The 21,200-nt window shown below is 66.3% G+C and carries 24 protein-coding genes; 6 read left to right on the top strand and 18 right to left on the bottom strand.

What is annotated here, in order from left to right:
• Positions 1–93: 93 nt before the first annotated feature.
• On the top strand, positions 94–1,593 hold the full coding sequence (locus ACWEVR_RS00920) for a hypothetical protein (protein ID WP_452465303.1): 1,500 nt from the start codon (positions 94–96) through the stop codon (positions 1,591–1,593).
• Between the two features lie 43 nt (positions 1,594–1,636).
• Entirely contained in the window at positions 1,637–2,080 is a 444-nt protein-coding gene (dtd, locus tag ACWEVR_RS00915; RefSeq protein ID WP_452465302.1) for a D-aminoacyl-tRNA deacylase, read from the top strand.
• 1 nt (position 2,081) lies between these two features.
• Here dtd and ACWEVR_RS00910 read toward each other — a convergent pair whose 3' ends face one another.
• The 14 genes from ACWEVR_RS00910 to ACWEVR_RS00845 form a co-directional block, all read right to left on the bottom strand.
• Positions 2,082–3,374: an ABC transporter permease gene (locus ACWEVR_RS00910; protein WP_452465301.1), complete on the bottom strand. Its 1,293-nt coding sequence runs from the start codon at positions 3,372–3,374 to the stop codon at positions 2,082–2,084.
• On the bottom strand, positions 3,371–4,639 hold the full coding sequence (locus tag ACWEVR_RS00905; RefSeq protein ID WP_452465300.1) for an ABC transporter permease: 1,269 nt from the start codon (positions 4,637–4,639) through the stop codon (positions 3,371–3,373). The genes ACWEVR_RS00910 and ACWEVR_RS00905 overlap by 4 nt, the downstream gene beginning before the upstream one ends.
• 28 nt (positions 4,640–4,667) lie before the next feature.
• Positions 4,668–6,185, bottom strand: coding sequence for an ABC transporter ATP-binding protein (locus tag ACWEVR_RS00900; protein ID WP_452465299.1), 1,518 nt, complete (start codon positions 6,183–6,185; stop codon positions 4,668–4,670).
• 10 nt (positions 6,186–6,195) lie between these two features.
• Positions 6,196–7,287 carry a BMP family lipoprotein gene (locus tag ACWEVR_RS00895; RefSeq protein WP_452465298.1) on the bottom strand — a complete coding sequence of 364 codons (1,092 nt, stop codon included), beginning with the start codon at positions 7,285–7,287 and terminating at the stop codon, positions 6,196–6,198.
• Positions 7,288–7,371: 84 nt separating this feature from the next.
• The gene (map, locus tag ACWEVR_RS00890) at positions 7,372–8,169 is read right to left on the bottom strand and encodes a type I methionyl aminopeptidase (RefSeq protein WP_452465297.1); all 798 of its coding nucleotides are present in this window, start codon (positions 8,167–8,169) and stop codon (positions 7,372–7,374) included.
• Positions 8,169–8,714 (bottom strand): adenylate kinase, encoded by a 546-nt coding sequence (locus tag ACWEVR_RS00885; protein ID WP_067491064.1) that lies wholly within the window; start codon positions 8,712–8,714, stop codon positions 8,169–8,171. The genes map and ACWEVR_RS00885 overlap by 1 nt, the downstream gene beginning before the upstream one ends.
• Positions 8,711–10,033, bottom strand: coding sequence for a preprotein translocase subunit SecY (secY, locus tag ACWEVR_RS00880; RefSeq protein ID WP_452465296.1), 1,323 nt, complete (start codon positions 10,031–10,033; stop codon positions 8,711–8,713). Before secY ends, ACWEVR_RS00885 begins: the two co-directional genes overlap by 4 nt.
• A 166-nt stretch (positions 10,034–10,199) precedes the next feature.
• Positions 10,200–10,643, bottom strand: a complete 444-nt coding sequence (rplO, locus tag ACWEVR_RS00875) for a 50S ribosomal protein L15 (RefSeq protein WP_067491068.1) — start codon at positions 10,641–10,643, stop codon at positions 10,200–10,202.
• 1 nt (position 10,644) lies between these two features.
• Positions 10,645–10,824, bottom strand: a complete 180-nt coding sequence (gene rpmD / locus ACWEVR_RS00870) for a 50S ribosomal protein L30 (RefSeq protein WP_067491217.1) — start codon at positions 10,822–10,824, stop codon at positions 10,645–10,647.
• Position 10,825: 1 nt separating this feature from the next.
• Positions 10,826–11,479: a 30S ribosomal protein S5 gene (gene rpsE, locus ACWEVR_RS00865; RefSeq protein WP_067491070.1), complete on the bottom strand. Its 654-nt coding sequence runs from the start codon at positions 11,477–11,479 to the stop codon at positions 10,826–10,828.
• Between the two features lie 31 nt (positions 11,480–11,510).
• Positions 11,511–11,918, bottom strand: coding sequence for a 50S ribosomal protein L18 (gene rplR, locus ACWEVR_RS00860; RefSeq protein WP_067491072.1), 408 nt, complete (start codon positions 11,916–11,918; stop codon positions 11,511–11,513).
• Between the two features lie 2 nt (positions 11,919–11,920).
• On the bottom strand, positions 11,921–12,460 hold the full coding sequence (gene rplF / locus ACWEVR_RS00855) for a 50S ribosomal protein L6 (protein WP_452465295.1): 540 nt from the start codon (positions 12,458–12,460) through the stop codon (positions 11,921–11,923).
• A 15-nt stretch (positions 12,461–12,475) separates the two neighbouring features.
• Positions 12,476–12,874: a 30S ribosomal protein S8 gene (rpsH, locus tag ACWEVR_RS00850; RefSeq protein ID WP_067491077.1), complete on the bottom strand. Its 399-nt coding sequence runs from the start codon at positions 12,872–12,874 to the stop codon at positions 12,476–12,478.
• A 240-nt stretch (positions 12,875–13,114) separates the two neighbouring features.
• Positions 13,115–13,759, bottom strand: a complete 645-nt coding sequence (locus ACWEVR_RS00845; protein WP_452465294.1) for a YoaK family protein — start codon at positions 13,757–13,759, stop codon at positions 13,115–13,117.
• A 389-nt stretch (positions 13,760–14,148) separates the two neighbouring features.
• On the opposite strand from ACWEVR_RS00845, the gene ACWEVR_RS00840 reads away from it, so the two are divergent.
• Complete coding sequence (locus ACWEVR_RS00840) at positions 14,149–15,720, top strand: alpha/beta hydrolase (protein ID WP_452465293.1); 1,572 nt, start codon at positions 14,149–14,151, stop codon at positions 15,718–15,720.
• A 123-nt stretch (positions 15,721–15,843) separates the two neighbouring features.
• On the opposite strand, the gene ACWEVR_RS00835 is transcribed toward ACWEVR_RS00840, so the two are convergent.
• Genes ACWEVR_RS00835 through rplN form a run of 4 tightly spaced genes read right to left on the bottom strand, consistent with a single transcriptional unit; the run spans position 15,844 to position 17,286 of the window.
• Complete coding sequence (locus ACWEVR_RS00835; protein ID WP_040731429.1) at positions 15,844–16,029, bottom strand: type Z 30S ribosomal protein S14; 186 nt, start codon at positions 16,027–16,029, stop codon at positions 15,844–15,846.
• A gap of 4 nt (positions 16,030–16,033) precedes the next feature.
• A complete protein-coding gene (gene rplE, locus ACWEVR_RS00830; RefSeq protein WP_189030457.1) occupies positions 16,034–16,597 on the bottom strand; it encodes a 50S ribosomal protein L5 in 564 nt (187 codons plus the stop codon).
• 1 nt (position 16,598) lies between these two features.
• Positions 16,599–16,916 carry a 50S ribosomal protein L24 gene (gene rplX, locus ACWEVR_RS00825; protein ID WP_067491085.1) on the bottom strand — a complete coding sequence of 106 codons (318 nt, stop codon included), beginning with the start codon at positions 16,914–16,916 and terminating at the stop codon, positions 16,599–16,601.
• A gap of 1 nt (position 16,917) precedes the next feature.
• Positions 16,918–17,286, bottom strand: coding sequence for a 50S ribosomal protein L14 (rplN, locus tag ACWEVR_RS00820; protein ID WP_019045060.1), 369 nt, complete (start codon positions 17,284–17,286; stop codon positions 16,918–16,920).
• Between the two features lie 302 nt (positions 17,287–17,588).
• Here rplN and ACWEVR_RS00815 point away from each other — a divergent pair, with 302 nt between their 5' ends.
• The 3 genes from ACWEVR_RS00815 to ACWEVR_RS00805 all read left to right on the top strand — a co-directional run bounded on the left by ACWEVR_RS00815 (position 17,589) and on the right by ACWEVR_RS00805 (position 21,195).
• Positions 17,589–18,008 carry a hypothetical protein gene (locus ACWEVR_RS00815; protein WP_452465292.1) on the top strand — a complete coding sequence of 140 codons (420 nt, stop codon included), beginning with the start codon at positions 17,589–17,591 and terminating at the stop codon, positions 18,006–18,008.
• A gap of 97 nt (positions 18,009–18,105) precedes the next feature.
• A complete protein-coding gene (locus ACWEVR_RS00810; protein ID WP_452465291.1) occupies positions 18,106–20,142 on the top strand; it encodes a M13 family metallopeptidase in 2,037 nt (678 codons plus the stop codon).
• A 75-nt stretch (positions 20,143–20,217) separates the two neighbouring features.
• On the top strand, positions 20,218–21,195 hold the full coding sequence (locus ACWEVR_RS00805) for an ABC transporter substrate-binding protein (RefSeq protein ID WP_452465290.1): 978 nt from the start codon (positions 20,218–20,220) through the stop codon (positions 21,193–21,195).
• Positions 21,196–21,200 lie beyond the last annotated feature (5 nt).

Genomic DNA, 21,200 nt, shown 5'->3' with positions numbered 1-21,200 from the left:
TGGCAGACTCGGTAGACCACAACCTGGGTCGGTGCGCCGACCTGCGCAGCAACGATGATAGGGCCCGAGATTGACGTCGCGACGGAACCGCTCATGACCGACCTGAGCGGCCTCGAACGGCGCGTTGCAGCCGATCGCGCCAACACCCGCAGCCAGCAGCCCGAGGACTACCTCCGCCTGGCCGGTTCGCTCACCGAACTGGCCCAGGGGCTGCTCGCCACTCGTGACGACCCGTCGGGCCGTGACCGCACCGCCGAGGCACTCGAGCCCGCGCAGGAAGCGGTGGCGATCCGGCTGCACTGGCTGGTCGAGGGCTTCGTCTCCTACGAGTACGCGGGTGCGCTCCAGGATGCGCTGCGCTTGTTCGAGCAGGCGACACGGCTGGTCGGACATCGCCAGCTCGCCACCAACACCATCCGCAGCGCGTGTTCGGCGTATCGGCAAGTGGCACAGGACTATCCGGATGTGCAGGCCATGTGTGCCGACGGGTTGTCCAAGTGCGGCGTGTGGTTGATGCGGCTCGATCACGAGGCGGCGGTGGCCGCTACGGAGTCGGCGGTGCGGATCCGTGCGGCGATGTACGCGCGGGCACCCGAGCAGCCGGGCAAGTATCTGGCCAGCCTGAGCACGCTGTTGCGGACGCTGATGGTCGGGCGCTCCCGCAAGCAGGCCATCGCGAGCTATCGCGCGCTGTATTCGGAGGTCACCACCTCGGCGAGCACGGCGCAGCTGCGCGAAACCCGGATCGAGGACCTCGATCTCACCCTGAAGACCACCCAGGCGCTGCACAAGCTCGGGGCGCCGACGCTCGAGCGCGCCGGCCGGCTGACGCAGCAGCAGATCCTGTACCAGTCGGGTGGTGACCTGGCGACCATCGACGAAATCAACTGGCGTCTCGCTCTTGTCGGTCTCAAGCCGCTGGCCGCCGGTGCCATGCCGGAACCGCCGTCGCGGCCCGTGGAAATCACCGCGACCTACGGTGCGATCGCGGTGCGCTGCTCGGCGCCCGACGCGCTGGAGCAGGTTCGTACCGCTGTCACCGCCGCCTTCGCCGCGCACGGCGCCACTCCTGTCGACGCGGGTCGTTTCGCCGGTGTGCACGAACGGCATTGGGGCGTCAAAGAACCGAAGGTGAACCCGGACACCGAACTCGGCGCCGATGTGGTGCTCGTCGAGAAAGCCTCGGGCAGCTGGGTTTCGGTGAAGAGCCTGAACTGGGAGATCGGCGCACTCGGCAAACACCCCTTGGCCGTCGCCTTGTCGGCGAAGTGGCCGGTGCTGACCGTTGCCACCATCGAGAACATCTCCTACGAGCTGTGCCTCTACGACAACGGCGTGGCCACCCAGTACGCCGCCCTCGGCCGCCCCGCGGGCCAAGCCCCCCTCGACACTCCCCTGGCCCCCCTCGACTTCGCCACCCTCGCCGACTACGGCGCCGACTACGCCTCCGAAACCCAGGTCCGCGCGGCCTTCGGCAACGCGGCGATGTTCGCCAAGGTCACCGAACTCCCCGGCAGCGGCATCCGCCAAGCCGCCGAAAAGAGCCCCCTCACCGACTACGGCCCCGACATCCTGTTCTTCGGCAAGGACTGACCCGATACCCCGCCCGGGGTGGCGACCGGGCATGATCGGGGCTGTGCGAGTGCTACTGCAACGGGTCACCACCGCCCAGGTGACAGTCGACGATCAGGTCGTCGGCCGGATCGACCCGGCCGCGACGGGTGCGCCGCACGGCCTGCTCGCGCTGGTCGGCGTCACCCACACCGATACCGAGGACATCGCGAAGGCCCTGGCGGACAAGACTTTCCGCCTGCGCATTCTCGACGGCGAGCGTTCGGCCGCCGACCTGAACGCGCCGATCCTCGTCGTCAGCCAGTTCACCCTCTACGCCAACACCGCCAAGGGGCGCCGCCCGTCGTGGAACGCCGCTGCGCCGGGCCCGGTCGCCGAACCCCTGGTGGACACCTTCGCCGACGCCCTGCGTGACCTTGGCGCCACCGTTGCCACCGGAAAATTCGGCGCTCACATGCACATAGATCTGACCAACGACGGCCCGGTCACCGTCCTGCTCGAAGGCTGAACTAATTGTCACCCGGCCGGTACGGAATACCGTCTGCGGCGGGCGCGACGGCTTTTCCGATGAATCCGGCGACCACGACGAGAGTCACCACATAAGGCAGCATGCCGAGAAATTCGGTGGGGATCGGGTTGCCGGGCATGGTGTTGAGGAACCGTTGCAGGGCGCTGGAGAAGCCGAAGAGCAGGGCGGCCAGGAGGGCGCCGACGGGGTTCCAGCGGCCGACGATCATCACCGCGAGCGCGACGAAGCCGAGGGCCGCGGTCATGTTCTTGCTGAAGGCCACATTGTTGGCGATGGTGAAGAACGCGCCGCCGAAACCTGACAGCGCACCCGCACAGGTGACGTTCCAGAATCGCAGCCGGTTCACGTCGATGCCGGCGGCGTCGGCGGCCGCCGGGTGTTCCCCGACGGCACGGGTCCGCAGCCCCCACCTGGTGTGGAACAGCAGGTAGGACAGACCGAACACGCAGGCCAGCGCCACGTAGACGAAAAGGTTCTGGTCGAAGAGGACCGGTCCGAGGATCGGGATGTCGGTGAGGAAGCCGAGACCGATGTCGTGCAGGAATCCGCCGATGCGTGGGACCGTGCTCGGCTGGTTGAGCGAGTGATCCATGCGCATGAGTCGCTCGAACAAGAACCCGGTGAGCCCGAGCGCGAGCAGGTTCAGGATCACGCCGGTGACCAGCTGGTTCACCTCGAAGCGGGTGGCCAGCCAGGCCAGCAGCAGCGTGGAGACCATGCCGCTGAGCACTGCCGCGAGTATCCCGATATAGGGGTTGCCGGTGATCGAGGCGAACAGCACAGCGGTGAAGGCGCCCGCCAGGAACTGACCTTCGATGCCGAGGTTGATGACACCGGACCGTTCACACACCACCCCGGACAGGGCACCGAAGATGAACGGCAGGGCCAGGAACAGCGTGGTCGCCAGCACGAACTCCACCGGGAACCCGACGCCGGGCGTCACCACCCAGGACAGCACAGCGATCACCAGCGCGGTCGCCGCCACCCCGACGGTCATCCCGTGCGTGCGCGCACTCACCGCCCGCGCGAGCATCAGCACTCCGAGCAGCACGGCGAGCACCGCAAGCGTCACAACGATGCCGAAAGTGCTGACGGTCCAGCTGCTTTCGACGGTCTGATCCAGACGGAACGTGGTGGCCCGCCCGTCTGGCATCCACAGCAACGCCGCGACGGCGAGGACCGCCCCGAGGACGACGAGCACCGCCCCACCCACAGGGTGACGCACGGTCTCGGTCACGACGACCGGTTTCGATTCGGCGACAGCGGTACTCACCAGCCCCTCGCTTCCAGCGTGTTGAGCCCACCGCGCGGAGTGCGCAGGTGCAGCAGGGTTTTCACCAGGGCGGGCGCGGCGATGAACAGCACGATCACCGCCTGCAACAGCGTCGACATCTCCACCGGGATGGCGGGCTGCATGTGCAGCGTGCCCGACTTCAACGCACCGAACAGCAACGCCGCCGCGACGATCCCGCCCGGATGTGCCCGCCCGAGCAAGGCGACGGTGATCCCGTCGAAGCCGAACTCGGCAACCGTTCCGGGGTTCACCGTGTACGGGTTCAACCCGAGCACGAGCGCCCCGCCCCCGATCCCGGCGAGCGCTCCGGACACCCCCATCGTAGTGATGAACGTACGACCCATATCGATGCCCGCCGTCTGCGCCGCGTGCGGATTCGCCCCGACCGCGCGAATCCGGTACCCGAAGGTCGACTTGCGCAGCAGCCACCAGATCCCCGCCGCCAGCGCCAACGCGATCAGCAGGCCGACACTCACCCGCAGCCCCGACCCCGCCCAGCCGAGGAGCCGGGGCAGCCGCGCCGAGATGTCGACCGGCTTGGACACCAGCTCCTGGGAGGTCAGCGAGTGGATGAAGGTGGTGCTCAGCGCCCAGAGCAGGAAATAGGTGGCGATATTGTTCAGCATGATCGACGAGATCACCTCGTGTGCACCGGTTTTCGCCTTCAGCACACCGGGAACCGCGCCGAAGAGCCCACCCGCGAGCGCACCCGCGGCCAACGCGAGCGGCACGTGCAGCAGCGGCGGCAGATCGATCGCGAAACCGACGATCAACGCACCGAGCATGCCGAAGATGAACTGCCCGTGCCCACCGATATTGAACAGTCCGGCCCGGAACGCCAGCCCCACGGCGAGCCCGGTGAAGATCAGTGGGGTGGCGTAGGTGAGCGTCTCCGAGATCGGGCGCAGCACCTGGGCGAGGGTGGCCGTGCCGTCGAAGAACTCCTGCAGGCGGCCGATGTCGAGAATGGCGCCCTCGAACAGGTCACGATAGGCCGTGCTCACCGCCTGCCAGGAGAAACTCAGCGCGTCGGAGGGCCGGTTGAGGAAGTAGCCCCAGGCCCGGCGCACCGACGGATCAGAAACGATGATGAGCAGCGCGCCGATCGCGAAGGCGAGCAGCAGCGAATAGATGGTCACCATCACGCTGTTGGCTTCGGTCAGATACCGGGTGAAGGTGCGGCCGAAACCTGGTCTTTCGGGCCGGGGCGATTCGGTCTCCGGCGCGGTGGTCGTACTCGGCATGGGAATCCTCGAGGATGTCGGCGCCAGTTCAGCTCGGGGTGGCGGATTCGGTGGGGCGGTGGCCTGCCATCAGCTGACCGATGATCTCGCGCGGGGTGTCCGGCCCGACCTCGCCGACGATCTGCCCGTTGTGGATCACCGCGATCCGGTCGGACAGGGCGAGAATCTCGTCCAGTTCGGCGGAGATGAGCAGCACCCCGGTCCCCGAGTCACGTTCGGCGACGAGCCTGCTGTGGATGAATTCGATAGCGCCCACGTCCACCCCTCGGGTGGGCTGTGCGGCAACGAGAACCGCACGGGGACGAGAGAATTCGCGGGCGATCACCACCTTCTGCTGGTTACCACCCGACAGCGCCGACACGAGCTCGCCCGGGCCGCGCGTGCGGATGTCGAAGTCGGCGATGGCCTTGTCGGCCAGCGTGCGCACGGCGTCGCTGTCGAGCACGCCGCGATGCGACAGCGGTGCGTCGCGGTACTGGTTGAGCACGAGGTTCTCGGCCACGGTGAAGTCGGCCGCCAGCCCGTCGCGACCACGGTCCTCCGGAATGTAGCCGAGCCCGGCGACGATGCGCCGGTACGGATCCCACGAGGTCACCGGCACCCCGCCCAGCTCGACCGTCCCGCCGTCCGGGCGAACGGTGCCGAGCACGGCTCTGGCGAGTTCGGTCTGGCCGTTGCCCTCCACCCCGGCCAACCCGACGATCTCCCCGGCTCGCACCGTGAGGTTCAGCCCGTCGAGCACCGCCGTGCCCCGCTCGCCGAGCACCGTCAGATCCCGCACCGCCAAGGCGACCGCACCAGGATCGGCGGGCGTGCGCTCGACGGTCAGGATCACCGACCGCCCGACCATCGCCGCCGCCAGCTCGGCCTCGCTGTCCTCGGGCGACGCCTGGGCCACCACCTTGCCCCGGCGCAGCACCGTGATGGTGTCGGCGATGGCCTTCACCTCTTTGAGCTTGTGGCTGATGAAGATCACCGACATGCCCGCGGCGGTGAGATTGCGGATGATGCCGAGCAGTTCGGCTACTTCCGGCGGGGTGAGCACGGCGGTCGGTTCGTCGAGGATCAGCAGGTCGGTGTCGCCGGAGAGCGCCTTGACGATCTCCACCCGCTGCTGCACACCCACCGGCAGGTCCGCACAGACGGCATCCGGGTCGAGCGCGAGACCGTAGCGATCCGACACCGCGCGCACCGCGTCACGTGCCGCCGCCCGGTCCAGAATCCCGCGCTTGGCGTGTTCACGACCCAGCTGCACGTTGTCGGCCACACTGAACGGGCCGACCAGCTTGAAATGCTGATGCACCATGCCGATTCCGGCGGCGATCGCGTCGCTGGGCGAACGGAACCGCACGGGCGCGCCGTCGATGAGAATCTCGCCGCTGGTCGGTTCGAGAATGCCGTAGAGCATATTCATCAGAGTGGATTTGCCCGCGCCGTTCTCACCGAGAATCGCGTGCACCTGGCCGGGTTCCACCACCAGGTCGACATTCTCGTCGGCCAGGAAATCGCCGAAAGCTTTTGTCAGTCCCCGTACTTCGAGTCGCATGTCGTTGTCCTCAGAGCTTGGGGGCGGCGGGTGAGTCGATCACGATCCGGCCTTCGACGATCTCGGTGCGCAGGGCCGTGAGCTCCTGTTTCAGCCGCTCCGGCACAGCACCGTCGAAATCATGGAACGGCGCGAGGCCGACTCCGCCGTTGCCGAGCGTGCCGACATACCGGCCGTCTTTCGGGCCCTCGGCGAAAGCGTTGTCGATCGCGACGCGCACCGCGGCGGAAATGTCCTTCATCGACGACGACAACATGATGTCTTTGTATTCCGGCACGGCTTCGTACCCGTCGGAATCGACCCAGATCATGCTCACCCCCGGTGAATCCTGCACCGCCGACGCACCGCCCATGCCGACCGGACCGGCCACCGGATGAATGATGTCGGCGCCCTGGGCGATGAAATTCTCGGTCAGCGAGCGACCGGCACTGGTGTCGTCGAAATTGCCGGTGAAAGAACCGTTCTGATCGGCGACATTCCAGCCGAGCACCTCCGTACTCGTCCCGTGCACCTGGTTGTACCTGGCCACGCCTGCCGCGAAACCGTCCATGAAGATCGTCACCGCGGGGATCTCCATGCCACCCCAGGTCGCGACGCGGCCGGTCTTGGTCATCCCCGCCGCGAGATAGCCTGCGAGATAAGAGGATTGGGCGGCATTGAACTCCATCGAATAGACGTTGTCCAACTCCACGTGCGCGTCGACGATGGCGAACCGCTGATCCGGGTACTCCCCCGCCACCTGCGCCACCGCCTCGGCCATCAGGCCGCCGACCCCGATCACCAGATCGCAGTCGTCGTCGGCCGAGGCCCGCAGGTTGGGTTCGTAATCGGCGGAACTGTTCGACTGCCGGTAGGAACCGTAGACCCCGGGATTGGCGTCGATCGCCGCCTTCACCCCGTTCCAGCCGGATTCGTTGAACGACTTGTCGTCCACCCCGCCCGCATCGGTCACCATGCAGGTCTCGAAACCGGCATTCGCCGAACCGTAGGTATTGCCCGATCCCGTGTAGCGCGACTCGGCAGGCGGCTCACCGCAACCGACGAGCGACGCCGTCGCCGCACAGGTGGCGGCGACGGCGATCAGCGCGATCCCAGATCTCATTACTCAGAGATACAGGATTCCCCCGGCACCGAGCCGGATTCGAAACATTACTTCACCGAAAAGTCGCGAAAGACTTTCGCGAAGTCACTCCGGGCGCAGGGTGAGGATGCGTGGGCCGTCCTCGGTGACGGCGACGCTGTGTTCCCAGTGGGCGGCGCGGGAACCGTCGGTGGTGACCACGGTCCAGTCGTCGTCGAGGGTTGTGGTTTCGGTGGTACCGAGGGTGAGCATCGGCTCGATGGCCAGGACCGATCCGACGACCAGGCGCGGGCCCTTGCCCGGGGCGCCCTCGTTCGGGAGGAAGGGGTCCATGTGCATCTCGCGGCCGATGGCGTGGCCACCGTAGCCGTCGACGATGCCGTATTTGCGGCCGTGCACCTCTTCGGCGGCCCGGGTGCCGAGCTCGATCGCGTGCGACACATCGGTGAGCCGGTTGCCGGGCACCATCGCGCCGATGCCCGCCTCCATCGACCACTTGGTCGCCTCGCTGAGCAGGCGATCGGCTTCGATGATGGTGCCGACGCCGAAGGTCCAGGCCGAATCGCCGTGCCAGCCGTCGAGGATGGCGCCGCAATCGATCGACACCAGATCGCCCTCGGTGAGAATCTCACTCGCCGAGGGGATCCCGTGCACCACACGGTCGTTGACCGAAGAACAGATCGAGCCGGGGAAGCCGTGGTAACCCTTGAACGACGGAACCGCGCCCGCCTCCCGGATCACCTGCTCGGCGACCTCGTCGAGCTCGAGCGTCGATACCCCGGGCTTGGCGGCATCGCGCACGGCGACCAGCGCCCGCCCGACGATCGCGCCCGCCGCCGCCATGGCGTCGAGCTCGCCCGCCGTGCGGAACGGCACGACCTTCTTCTTCCGACCGAATGCCATTACTGGCCGAGAGCCTTCAGCGCTCGCGCGTTGACATCGTCGACCTCGCCGAGACCGTCGACGGTCACGACCAGACCGTCGTAGTACTCGAGCAGCGGCTCGGTCTCCTCGCGGTAGACCCGCAGCCGGTTGCGGATGACGTCCTCGGTGTCGTCGGCGCGGCCACGGGCGAGCATGCGCTCGACCACGGTGTCCTCGGCGACCACGAAGCACAGCACGGCGTCGAGCGCGGTGCCGTGATGCTCGAGGATCTTCTTCAGCGCGTCGGCCTGGTCGACCGTGCGCGGGTAACCGTCGAGGACGAAACCGTTCGCGGCGTCCGGTTCGGCGACGCGGGCTTCGACCATGCGGTTGGTGACATCGCTGGGGACCAGGTCACCGGCGTCCATGTACTTCTGCGCCTCGCGACCGAGGGCGGTCTGCTGGCTGATGTTCGCGCGGAAGAGGTCTCCGGTGGAGATGTGCGGAACGCCCAGCTTTTCCGACAGCAGGACGGCCTGAGTACCTTTGCCGGCACCCGGCGGACCGAGCAGAACAACTCTCACTTGAGGAACCCTTCGTAATTTCGATTCATCAGCTGGCTCTCGATCTGCTTGACCGTGTCGAGACCCACGCTGACCATGATGAGCACCGCGGCACCGCCGAAGGACATGTTCGCCGACTGGCCCGTGCTACCGCTGCCGAGGGCGATACTCGGCAGGACGGTGACCGCGCCGAGGTAGATCGAGCCGGGCAGGGTGATGCGGCTCAGAACATAATTGAGGTAGTCGGCGGTCGGCTTACCGGGGCGGTAGCCCGGAATGAAGCCACCGAACTTCTTCATCTCGTCCGCGCGTTCCTCCGGGTTGAAGGTGATCGCGACGTAGAAGTAGGTGAAGAACACGATCAAACCGAAGTAGACGGCGATGTAGACCGGGTTGGTCGGATCGACCAGATACTTCTGGATGATCTCCTGCCACCAGCTCGGGTCCGTCGCGGTGCTCGACGAGGTGAGCTGCGAAATCAGGTTGGGCAGGTAGAGCAGCGAAGACGCGAAGATCACCGGGATCACACCGGCCTGGTTGACCTTCAGCGGCAGATAGGTCGAGGAGCCGCCGTACATCTTGCGACCGACGACGCGCTTGGCGTATTGCACCGGGATCCGGCGCTGACCCTGTTCGACGAAGACCACCGCGATGATGATCAGCAGCACACCCACACACACGAGGCTGAAGATCATGGCGCCACGGGTATCGAGGATGGCCTTGCCGTCGAGCGGGATACGCGCGGCGATACCGGCGAAGATCAGCAGCGACATGCCGTTACCGACGCCGCGCTCGGTGATCTGCTCGCCGAACCACATCACCAGGGCCGCACCGGCGGTCATCACCAGCACGATGACGATCATGCCGAAGATGCCGGTGTCCTCGAGGATGTCTTCCTGGCAGCCCTGCAGCAGCTGACCGCGAGCGGCGAGCGCGACGAGACCCGTGGCCTGCAGGATCGCCAGGGCGATCGAGAGGTAGCGGGTGTACTGCGTCATCTTGGTCTGGCCTGCTTGGCCTTCCTTGCGCAACTCCTCGAAGCGCGGGATGACCACGGTCAGCAGCTGGATGATGATGCTCGCGGTGATGTACGGCATGATGCCGATCGCGAACACCGAAAGCTGCAGTAGCGCACCACCGGAGAACAGATTGATGAGCTGGTAGATACCGGCGGATTCGCCACCGGAGACCAGCTTCACGCATTCCTGGACGTTCTGATAGTTGACGCCGGGGGACGGCAGCGCGGCACCCAACCGGTACAGCACGATCAACCCCAGCGTGAAGAGAATCTTCCGCCGTAAGTCCGGAGTCCGGAAGGCCGATACGAAGGCGGAAAGCACAGATCCTCCTGGCGAACGACATGGTCATGCCATGCGACTGAACCAACACGGCGTCGTGGTGGAGACGTCAGCCGATGACGAGCTTGGCAGACAACACTTGTTGAGACTCTACAGTGACACCGGACGAGTGCTCGACTCGTCCGGTGTCGCTGTGACTACAGTACCGTCAGGCCAGTTCGGTGACGGTGCCACCGGCAGCGGTGATCTTCTCCTTGGCGGAGCCGGTCACCTTGTCGGCGGTCACCTGCACGGCGACGGAGATGTCGCCGTCACCGAGGACCTTCACCAGCTCGTTCTTGCGAACGGCGCCGGCCGCGACGAGCTCGGCCTTACCGACCGTGCCGCCTTCGGGGAACAGCTCCGCGATGCGGCCCACGTTCACAACCTGGTACTCCACCCGGAAGCGGTTGGTGAAGCCCTTCAGCTTCGGCAGGCGCATGTGCAGCGGCATCTGGCCACCTTCGAACGCCGCGGGGACGTTCTTGCGGGCCTTGGTGCCCTTGGTACCACGACCGGCGGTCTTGCCCTTGGAACCCTCACCGCGACCCACACGGGTCTTCTCGGTCTTGGAACCCGGCGCAGGACGCAGGTGGTGCAATTTGATGGTCATGTCAGACCTCCTCAACTGTTACGAGGTGGCGCACGACATTGATCAGACCGCGGTTCTGAGCGTTGTCCTCACGAACCACCGACTGGCGGATCTTCCGCAGGCCGAGGGTCCGCAGGCTCGCGCGCTGGTTCGCCTTGGCACCGATCGTGCTCTTGATCTGGGTCACCTTGAGATCTGCCATGTCAGGCTCCCTGTCCCGCACGCGCACGCAGCATGCCCGCCGGAGCGACGTCCTCGATCGGCAGACCGCGACGCGCGGCAACCTCTTCGGGACGCTGGAGCATCTTGAGCGCGGCAACCGTCGCGTGAACGACGTTGATCGCATTGTCGCTACCGAGCGACTTGGCCAGAATGTCGTGAATGCCAGCGCATTCGAGCACGGCACGCGCCGCACCACCGGCGATCACACCGGTACCGGGCGAAGCCGGACGCAGCATGACCACACCGGCCGCCGCCTCACCCTGAACCGGGTGGGTGATGGTCGAGCCGATCATCGGGACGCGGAAGAAGCTCTTGCGAGCCTCCTCGACACCCTTCTGGATGGCCGCGGGAACTTCCTTGGCCTTGCCGTAGCCGACGCCGACCAGACCGTTGCCGTCACCGACGATCACGAGGGCGGTGAAGCTGAAGCGACGACCACCCTTCACGACCTTGGAGACGCGGTTGATCGCGACTACGCGCTCGAGCTGGTTCTTCTCGGCCGCGTTGTCCCGACGGTCGCCGCCGCCGCGACGATCGCCGCCACCGCGACGGTTGCCCTCGGGGCCACCGCTGGGGTTGTTGTTGTTCTGTCCGGCGGGTCCGTTGCCGCCGTCACGCCGCTGACGTCCCGGCATCAGACGTTCCTTCCGTTCGAAAATTCAGTCATCAGAACTTCAGCCCACCTTCACGAGCGGCATCGGCCAGCGCCGCGATGCGGCCGTGGTAGTCGTGACCACCACGGTCGAACACGACCGACTCGATACCGGCAGCCTTGGCGCGCTCGGCGATCAGCTGACCGACCTTGGCGCCCTTGGCGGACTTGTCGCCCTCCAGCGCACGCACATCGGCCTCGATCGAGGACGCGGCGGCGATGGTCTTGCCGACCGAATCGTCGACGAGCTGAGCGTGCAGGTGCCGCGAGGAACGGTTGACGACCAAGCGCGGACGCTCGGTGGTGCCGACGACCTTCTTGCGCAGACGGAAGTGACGGCGGGTCTTCGACAGACGACGCTTCGTCGATGCGTCCTTGCCCAGCGGAATCCGCTTGGCCTTCTGGTTAGCAGTTTGCGCCATGATCACTTACCCGTCTTTCCGACCTTGCGGCGAACGACCTCGCCGGCGTAGCGGATGCCCTTGCCCTTGTACGGGTCGGGCTTACGCAGTCCGTGGATCACAGCGGAGATCTGGCCGACCTTCTGCTTGTCGATCCCGGAAACCGAGAACTTGGTGGGCGATTCCACCGCGAAGGTGATGCCCTCCGGGGCCTCGATCGGCACCGGGTGGCTGTAGCCGAGGGCGAACTCGAGGTTCGAACCCTTGGCCTGAACGCGGTAACCGACGCCGAAGATTTCCATCTTCTTCTCGTAGCCCTTGGTGACGCCCTCGATCATGTTGGCGATCAGGGTGCGGCTCAGGCCGTGCAGCGAACGGTTGGCGCGCTCGTCGTTGGGACGGGCGACCACGAGCTGGTTGGCTTCGTCTTTGCCGACGGTGATCGGCTCGGCAACGGTGTGCGACAGGGTGCCCTTGGGACCCTTCACCGTGACGACCTGGCCGTCGATGCTGACGTCGACACCGGCCGGGATTGCGATGGGGTTTTTACCAATACGCGACATTAGTCCAGACCTCCCTTACCAGACGTAGGCGAGGACTTCGCCCCCGACGCCCTGCTTGGCCGCTTGCCGGTCGGTGAGCAGGCCGGTCGACGTGGAGATGATCGCCACGCCGAGGCCGCCGAGGACCTTGGGCAGGTTGGTGGACTTCGCGTACACACGCAGACCCGGCTTCGAGACGCGACGCAGGCCCTGCAGGCTGCGCTCACGGCTCGGGCCGTACTTCAGATCGACGACGAGGGCCTTGCCCACCGGCGCGTCTTCGGTGCGGTAATCGGCGATGTAACCCTCGCGCTTCAGGATCTCGGCGATGTTCGCCTTGAGCTTGGAGTGCGGAGCCTTCACCTGATCGTGGTACGCCGAGTTGGCGTTGCGCAGACGCGTCAAGAAGTCTGCGATCGGATCAGTCATGGTCATGGTTAGACCTCGACACCTTTCTCGCTGCGGTTCCCATGCAGCATCTCCCCGCTTTCGCGAGGCGACCGTGGGCCTACAACAATTCGGCTGGTCCGGGCGGCACTTACCGACCGGATGAGTACTCTTCACGAGCGCTCGGCGCCCGGCACGATCCGCCCACGTCGAGCGTGGAGCGGACACAGATCTGCCCAGGCAACCGCTCTAGTGTAGGCAACGCCGTGGTCAGGACAAAATCCGGGGTCAGGGCGCGGGCTCGGTCGACCGCGAGGTGGCCAGGATCGCCGATGCCGAGACGCCGGTGGCCACGATCAGCATCATCTCACCGCCGACCAGCATGCTCATCACGCCACCGAGCAGCGCGCCCGTCGCGAACGCCGCGTACTGCAGGCCGTAGCCGAGCCAATCACGCACGCTGCCGCCGCTGACGTGGCTCTCGATGCCCTGGCCCAGTTTCACGACCGTTCCGGTGACGTAGCTGAGCGGGACACTGACCTCTCCGTTCTTGACGAAGGCGGTGTTGAGCGCGCCGACCGCGAACGCGACGAACATGATCGGGACGAAACCCAGTTCCTGCCCGCCGGTTCGGCTCACCACGTAGTCGACCACCACCGCGGCGGCCAGCGCGACCGTGGTCACCACCGAGGCGCCGTAGTGGCCGTTGCGCCACAGCCGCCGTCGCAGCAGCGAGGCCACGAAGACACCGAGGCCGAAGGCGAACAGCAGCGATATCGCCCCGATGGCCAGCAGATAGTCGCCGTCGAACCAGCCGAGGAGCGCGCGTTCGGTATTTCCGGTCATGAATGTCACGAAGTATCCGGCGGAATGCGTATAGGCTGCTGCGCCGATAAATCCCGCCAATATCGAAAGAAAAGCCACCATTGTCATCCCGCCTGCCGGTATACCCCGCAGCGGCTGGCGGTTGCCCAGGTCACGTGCTCTTTTTTCTGTGGTCGCAGTCACAATCCCACATCCTTCGCATCGATTCGAATCGGGGATCGACTTTGACCCTTCCCGCTGTCGTGACATCCCCGACGGTAGCGAGAAGTTGAATTGTCGGCCATTGCTCGGATCACATTCTCGGAGAAGACACAGGATTATCAGGTTCCGGTAATACCCAGGTAACCCGGTAATTCCCGATGAATTCTGTGTGACTTTTATGAATCCAACGCACTACCCGGTGTGGCATCGAAACAGATTCGGCGACAACCGATTTCCCCAGGTGGCGGTGTGGTAGCTTCACGGAGTTCGTCGGATCTGTGCAGGAGGCTCGGCAGGTGTTTTCGCGCTCGGTGCGCCGTGGAACCCGCCGAGGCGGCTTCTACGCGCTGGCTGTTCTGCTCGGCGTCGGCACATTCGCGTTTCCCTCCCCCGCTCGCGCCGCCGACGCCTATGTCGACCGGCTCGCCGAAGCCGCGACGACTCCCGAGTTGAGCTGGTCGGACTGCGACGACGGTTTCCAATGCGCGTTGGCACGGGTGCCCCTGAATTACAACGAACCGGATGGTGCCCAGCTGGAACTGGCCACCATCCGGCTGCCCGCGAGCGATCCGAGCAAGCGCGTCGGCACCTTGTTCGTGAACTTCGGCGGTCCCGGCCCCTCGGGCGTCGACCGGTTACGGGAACGGGCGCGCTGGCCGTGGCTGTTCTCCGAGGAGCTTCGCGCGCGCTTCGACCTGGTGTCGTGGGACCCGCGCGGGGTCTCACGCAGTGCGGGCGTGCACTGCTTCGCCACTGCCGAGGAACAGGCCGAATACTTCGGCACCTTCCCCGGGACTCCCACCGACGCGGGTCAGGAAGCGGAGTTCTTCGCGCGTTCGGCCGATCTCGCCGCGCGCTGCGGTCAGGTGGCGGGCCCGATCCTGAATCACGCCTCGACCGCCAATACCGCCCGTGACCTGGAGCTCCTGCGTCGCGCGGTGGGCGACAACGCGCTGACCTATCACGGCATCTCCTACGGCACGCAGGTCGGCGCGGTCTACGCGAACATGTTTCCGCGCCGGGTGCGCGCGATGGTGTTCGACGGTTCGCTCGACTTCGAGGGCAATGCCGACGGGCACGGCGCGGAGGGCACCCATCTGCCGCTGGATACCAGGCAGGGTGTCGCGGTCGGCATCGCCGAGACCTTCGACGCGTTCCTGCGCGAATGCTCGGCGGCGGGCCCGCGCTGCGCGTTCTCGGCGGGCGATCCGAAGCTGAAGTGGCTCACGCTGGCCGAACGGGCCCGCCACGCCCCCATCGTGCTCGACGGAACACCATGGACGTTCTCCCAGGTGGTGACCGCCGCGGGCAGCCTGTCGCGCCCCGAAACCTACGCCGATCTGGCGACCTTGCTGCAGCAACTGTTCGACGCGGCGACCAGCGCTCCCGCCCTCGTCCCCGACTCGCTGTTCGACCCCGCCTACCCCGCCAACCGGGCCGAAGCGTTCTACGCCATCCAGTGCTCAGACAGTATGGTCCCCACCGAACCCGCGGCCTACAGTCGCGTCGCCGCCATCGAAGACCTGCACAACCCCTACTTCGGCCGCACCGCCGTCTTCAACGCCATGCCCTGCGCGTTCTGGCCGGCCCGCGACGCCGACCGCTACACCGGCCCGTGGAACCGGCAGACGGCCGCCCCCATCCTGGTCATGAACAGCCGCTACGACCCCGCGACCCCACTGCACGGCGCCTACGCCGGCGCCGCCCAACTGGCCACCGCCCGGGTCCTGGTGATCGAGGGCGCCGGGCACAGCAGCATGTACGTCCCCAGCACCTGCGCCGAACAAGCCAAACGCAACTACTTGTTCACCGGCCAACTACCACCCGAGGACATGCGCTGCGGCACCGACCACTCCCCCTTCGGTTAGGTGACCTCGACAACCCGGGACAAGGCTCCGGCCCGGGAACGCGCGAAGGCACGGACTTCGGTGGGAAGTCCGTGCCTTCGTACGGTATTCGCTTAGGTGGCTGCGCTCACGAGGAGCGCGGGGTCACCAGGAGCTCTTGTGCACGCCCGGGAGCTCACCGCGGTGGGCCATTTCGCGCAGGCACACGCGGCACAGGCCGAACTTGCGGTAGACCGCGTGGGGGCGGCCGCAACGCTGGCAGCGGGTGTAGGCGCGGACGGCGAACTTCGGCTTGGCCTCCGCCTTGATGCGCAGTGCTTTCTTAGCCATGTGCTCAGTTCTCCTTGAACGGGAAGCCGAGGTGCTTCAGCAGCGCGCGGCCTTCTTCGTTGTTGGTCGCCGTGGTCACCACGGTGATGTCCATACCGCGCGGGCGGTCGATGGAATCCACGTCGATCTCGTGGAACATCGACTGCTCGCTCAGGCCGAACGTGTAGTTGCCGTTGCCGTCGAACTGCTTCGGCGACAGGCCGCGGAAGTCGCGGATACGGGGCAGCGCGATGGACACCAGGCGGTCCAGGAACTCCCACATGCGGTCGCCACGAAGGGTGACCTTGGCGCCGATCGGCATGCCCTCACGGAGCTTGAACTGCGCGATCGACTTGGTGGCCTTGCGGATCTCCGGCTTCTGGCCGGTGATCAGCTCGAGGTCCTTGACGGCACCGTTGATCAGCTTCGCGTCACGGGCGGCGTCGCCGACACCCATGTTGACGACGACCTTGACGACGCCTGGGATCTGCATCACGTTGGCGTAGTCGAACTCGCTGGCCAGCGCGTCCTTGATCTCGGCGCGGTAGCGCGCCTTCAGCCGGGGCTGAGTCTGCTCAGAGGTGGTCATGTCAGATGTCCTTCCCGTTCTTACGGGAGATCCGAACCCGCTTGCCGGTGGTTTCGTCGGTGCGGTAGCCGACGCGAGTCGGGTTTCCGTCGGAGTCGACGACCATCACGTTGGAAACCTGGATGGGGGCTTCCTGGGTCACGATGCCACCCGAGGAGGCGCCACGCTGGTTGGCGGAATCCGCGACGTGCTTCTTGATGCGGTTCACGCCTTCGACGAGAACCTTGCCGGTCGCCGGGTAGGCCTGGATGACCTTGCCCTTGGCGCCCTTGTCCTTGCCCGAGATGACGAGCACGGTGTCACCCTTGTGCACCTTCATGTCAGAGCACCTCCGGGGCCAGCGAAACGATCTTCATGAAACGCTTGTCGCGCAGCTCGCGGCCGACGGGGCCGAAGATGCGGGTGCCGCGCGGATCGTTGTCCGCCTTGATCAGCACAGCGGCGTTCTCGTCGAACTTGATGTAGGAACCGTCCGGACGGCGGCGCTCCTTGACGGTGCGCACGACGACAGCCTTGACGACGTCGCCCTTCTTGACGTTCGCGCCGGGGATGGCGTCCTTGACGGTGGCGACGATGATGTCACCGATACCGGCATAGCGACGCGACGAGCCACCGAGCACGCGGATGCAAAGGATTTCCTTCGCCCCGGTGTTGTCGGCGACGCGCAGTCGCGACTCCTGCTGAATCACTTCAGCACCTCCTGGACCTGGATGTATACGTACGCCGGATTGCCGACCCGACGCACATGGTCAGTCACCCACCAGACGCGCGCCTGCCAGCGGTTTTGTCCACCACTGGGGGTTCACGGCCGGATTGCGAGGGCAGAGCTCCCGCAGGCAACCGGTCTAGTGTAGGTGAATCCCCAGGTCGACCCAAATCGGGGGTCGTCGGCCAATTTGAAGCGAATATGTTTCAAACTGCCGTGCGCGCGTGTGCCCCGTTGTTACGGTCCCCCTGCTCGTCGCGGGGACGAGCCGACGAGGAGCCACCCATGAAACTCACCTTTGCGTCAACCGCCTTCGCCGCCGTCCTCACGGTGCTCGCGCCGCAGGCCGCCGCCGGGCCCGTCATCGACATGCTCACCGACACCCTCACGGTCGGCTGCACCTCGAAGATCGACGTCGTCGGCCTCGACGACTACGTCGGCGCCCAGGTCGACTTCGTCGCCAACGGCAAGTTTTTCGCCAGCGACACCGTCGACCTCGAGGTCACCGTCGGCGGCGTCACCGTCGCCAAGGCCACCGCGTTCTACCACGTGGAATCCGAGGTCGAGGTGCAGTTGACGGCGCTGCTGCACGCCACCGGCATGCCGCTGGTCTCCAAGCGCGTGCCGACGGTCATGCGAATCATCAACGCGGGCAGTGGTTTGGCCTGTGACCTGGCGACCGGCAGCGCGGGCAGCTCTTCCTGATCGCCGCAGCCCCCGAGACGGCAGCCGCGCCGGTAGCCTGTGCGAGCTGGATCGCAACGAGCATGGGTGCGGTTGCCGCATCGGGGAAGGAAGTCCTGTGACACAGTCCGGCCGTCCGTCGGTTGTCGACCGCCGCGCATTCCTGGCCGCCATGGGGTTGGTGCCGGTGGCCGTCGCCCTGGCATCGTGCTCGTCCGATGCGCCCGCGGCGCAGTTGAACGGGGTGGATCTGAGCGGGGGCGATCCGACTATCCGCCCGCAGGACGACCTGTACCGCCACGTCAACGGCGCCTGGCTGCGCGACTACCAGCTGCCGCCGGACAAGGCCTCGGTCGGCGCGATCACCGACGCCAACGACCGGACCCTCGATCAGCTGCGCGCGATCATCGAATCCATCTCCGATCCCGAGCCGGGTTCGGAGGCGCAGCAGATCAAGGATCTCTACGACGCGCGCCTGGATCTCGACGAGATCGAGCGCCTCGGCATCACGCCGCTTTCCGGGTTGTTCGCCGCGATCGACAAAGCCCCGGGCAAGCCGGAGCTGGCCAAGGAGATGGCGATCGCACCGATCGCCGGCCTGATCGGAATGGGCATCGGTATCGACCGGAAGAACTCCAAGGCCTATATCCCCAGCGTCGGCCAGTCGGGTCTGATGCTCGGCGAGCAGTATTACCGCAAGCCGGAGTTCGCCGAGCAGCTGGCGGGCTACCAGGTGTACCTGGAGAAACTGGCGCAGGGCATCGGCCTGCCCGACCCGGCCGGGGTGGCCCAGCGCGTGCTCGACCTGGAGAAGCGCATCGCCGCCGCGCACTGGGACAGCGTGCGGCTGCGCGACACCGACGCCACCTACAACCTGATGAGCTGGGACGAGCTCACCAAGCTCGGACCGCAGTTCGACTGGGATCCCTGGCTTTCGGGCATGACCGACCGGCCCAAGTCGCTGTTCGACAAGATGGTCGTCGGGCAGCCGTCGTTCGTCACCGCGGCCGCGCAACTGTGGAGCGGGGTGGATATCGCCCTGTGGCGCGACTACCTCAAGCTGCACGTCGCCGACACCTACGCGCGGTTCCTGCCCAAGGCGATCGCCGACGCGCGCTTCGAATTCGTGGGGCGGGTGATGGCCGGGCTGGAGGAGAAACCGGAGATGTGGCGCTCCGCCGTGGGCGTCGTCGACGACAATCTGGGCGAGCCGCTCGGAAAGCTGTACGTGGACAAGCACTTTCCGCCCTCGGCGAAGGAACGCGCCAAGGAGATGGTCGCCGATGTCACCGCCGCGTGGCGCGATAACTTCACCGATTCCACCTGGATGTCGCAGGCCACACGGCAGGCCTCGATCGCCAAACTGGACAAGATCGTGGCGCAGATCGGCTACCCCGACAAATGGGTCGACTACTCCTCGGTGGAGATCAAGCGTGGCAAGCTGATCGAATCCCTGCTCGCGATCAACGCTTTCGAGTCCAAGCGCGCGTTCGCCCGGCTCGGCACCGAGGTAGACCGCTCGGAGTGGGGCATGTCGCCGCAGACGGTGAATGCCTACTACAGCGCGACGACCAACCAGATCGTCTTCCCCGCCGCCTACCTGCAGCCGCCGTTCTTCGACAAGGACGCCACCGACGCGGTGAACTACGGCGCGGTCGGCTCGACGATCAGCCACGAGATCGGCCACGGCTTCGACGATCAGGGCTCCAAATACGACGGTGACGGCAACCGCCGCGACTGGTGGCAGCCGGAGGATCGCGCCGCGTTCGACGCCAAGACCCAGCAGATCATCGCGCAGTACGACGTGCTCGTCCCCGAGGGCGCACCGGAGGGGCAGCACGTGAACGGCGCGCTGACCGTCGGTGAGAACCTGGCCGACCTGCGCGGCCTGCAGATCGCGCTGGAGGCGTACAAGAAGGTGGCGCAGCGGTCCGGCGAGACGCCCGATTTCCGCTCGGTGTTCCTGTCGTGGGCGCGGCAGTGGCGCGACAAGCAGACCGTCGAGGCGACTCTGCAGGGTCTGCAGGACACCCACTCCCCCAACGAATTCCGCTGCAACCAGGTGGTGCGCAATATCAACGAGTTCTACACGACCTTCGATGTGAAGGAAGGCGACAAGCTGTTCATGCCCGCCGACCAGCGCGTCGCCCTGTAGACGGGGCTTGCACCCTCCCGATTCGCCGTAGGTTAGCCTAGGCTGACCTAAACCTGCTCGATGGAGGATGCGCTCATGACGTCAGTTCGGACTTCACGCGGCTGGCGGCGCGCCGCGGTGGCCGCGCTCGCCGGTGCGCTCGCCTTCGGTGTCGTCGCCTGTGGTTCCACCGAGGACGAGTCGGGCTCGGGCGAAGCGGTGACCATCACCCACGCCCGCGGCGAGACCACCGTCACCGGGACGCCGAAAAAGATTGTCGCCCTCGGCAATCAGTGGCTCGATTCCACGCTGGCGCTCGGCGTGGTGCCCGTCGGCTACATCGACAACGTCTCCGCGCTGTCCAAGAGCACCCCGCCGTGGACGCCCGACAGCCTGAAGTCCGCGACCGCGCTCAACACCCAGGGCAGCGTCGCCGAGCAGGTCGCCGCGCTGGAACCCGATCTGATCCTGGCCGACCCGTTCATCGCCGATCAGAAGACCTACGACGACCTGTCGAAGGTGGCGCCGACCATTCCCGCGCTCACCAAGGACGCCGTGACGCCGTGGCAGGACCAGGTCACGGCCCTCGGCAAGGTGCTGCACAAGGAGTCCGACGCGACCGCGACGATCAAGAAGGTCGACGACAAGATCGCCGCCATCACCACCGCCAACCCGGGCCTGAAGGGCAAGACCTTCGCCAGCACCTGGCTGGCCAGCCCCGCCCAGCTGATGGTGCTCACCGATCCCAACGACGGTTCGGCCAAGGTGTTCACCCAGCTCGGCATGTCGATCCCGGCGAACCTCACCGCGCAGCCCGCCAACCAGGGCCGGCTGGCGCTGTCGCCGGAGCGCGTCGACGAGCTCACCGCCGATCTGCTGCTGGCCGGCTACTCCCCCGGTCTCGACGAGAAGTACCGGCAGCTGCCGGGTTACGCGGAGCTGCCGTCGGTGCGCAAGGGTTCGGTGGTGTTCCTGACCACGCAGGAGATCAGCGCGATCAACCAGCCGAGCGCCCTGTCGGTGCCCTACATGCTCGACAAACTCGAACCCGCGTTCGCCGCCGCCGCGAAATAAGCTCC

This window comes from Nocardia sp. NPDC003979 (assembly GCF_053605015.1).
Note: the sequence above shows the minus strand (reverse complement) of the source record. Positions and strands in the feature narration are given on the sequence as shown.

What these genes read in the sequence shown, in the direction of transcription:
- ACWEVR_RS00815 (WP_452465292.1), top strand. Translation starts at nt 17,589, where the DNA reads ATGAAACTCACCTTTGCGTCAACCGCCTTCGCCGCCGTCCTCACGGTG.
- ACWEVR_RS00895 (WP_452465298.1), bottom strand. Translation starts at nt 7,287, where the DNA reads ATGAGATCTGGGATCGCGCTGATCGCCGTCGCCGCCACCTGTGCGGCG.
- rplE (WP_189030457.1), bottom strand. Translation starts at nt 16,597, where the DNA reads ATGACCACCTCTGAGCAGACTCAGCCCCGGCTGAAGGCGCGCTACCGC.
- rplO (WP_067491068.1), bottom strand. Translation starts at nt 10,643, where the DNA reads ATGACCATCAAATTGCACCACCTGCGTCCTGCGCCGGGTTCCAAGACC.
- rplX (WP_067491085.1), bottom strand. Translation starts at nt 16,916, where the DNA reads ATGAAGGTGCACAAGGGTGACACCGTGCTCGTCATCTCGGGCAAGGAC.
- ACWEVR_RS00845 (WP_452465294.1), bottom strand. Translation starts at nt 13,759, where the DNA reads ATGACAATGGTGGCTTTTCTTTCGATATTGGCGGGATTTATCGGCGCA.
- ACWEVR_RS00835 (WP_040731429.1), bottom strand. Translation starts at nt 16,029, where the DNA reads ATGGCTAAGAAAGCACTGCGCATCAAGGCGGAGGCCAAGCCGAAGTTC.
- rpsE (WP_067491070.1), bottom strand. Translation starts at nt 11,479, where the DNA reads ATGCCGGGACGTCAGCGGCGTGACGGCGGCAACGGACCCGCCGGACAG.
- rpsH (WP_067491077.1), bottom strand. Translation starts at nt 12,874, where the DNA reads ATGACCATGACTGATCCGATCGCAGACTTCTTGACGCGTCTGCGCAAC.
- rpmD (WP_067491217.1), bottom strand. Translation starts at nt 10,824, where the DNA reads ATGGCAGATCTCAAGGTGACCCAGATCAAGAGCACGATCGGTGCCAAG.
- rplR (WP_067491072.1), bottom strand. Translation starts at nt 11,918, where the DNA reads ATGGCGCAAACTGCTAACCAGAAGGCCAAGCGGATTCCGCTGGGCAAG.
- rplF (WP_452465295.1), bottom strand. Translation starts at nt 12,460, where the DNA reads ATGTCGCGTATTGGTAAAAACCCCATCGCAATCCCGGCCGGTGTCGAC.
- ACWEVR_RS00905 (WP_452465300.1), bottom strand. Translation starts at nt 4,639, where the DNA reads ATGCCGAGTACGACCACCGCGCCGGAGACCGAATCGCCCCGGCCCGAA.
- ACWEVR_RS00805 (WP_452465290.1), top strand. Translation starts at nt 20,218, where the DNA reads ATGACGTCAGTTCGGACTTCACGCGGCTGGCGGCGCGCCGCGGTGGCC.
- ACWEVR_RS00900 (WP_452465299.1), bottom strand. Translation starts at nt 6,185, where the DNA reads ATGCGACTCGAAGTACGGGGACTGACAAAAGCTTTCGGCGATTTCCTG.
- ACWEVR_RS00920 (WP_452465303.1), top strand. Translation starts at nt 94, where the DNA reads ATGACCGACCTGAGCGGCCTCGAACGGCGCGTTGCAGCCGATCGCGCC.
- map (WP_452465297.1), bottom strand. Translation starts at nt 8,169, where the DNA reads ATGGCATTCGGTCGGAAGAAGAAGGTCGTGCCGTTCCGCACGGCGGGC.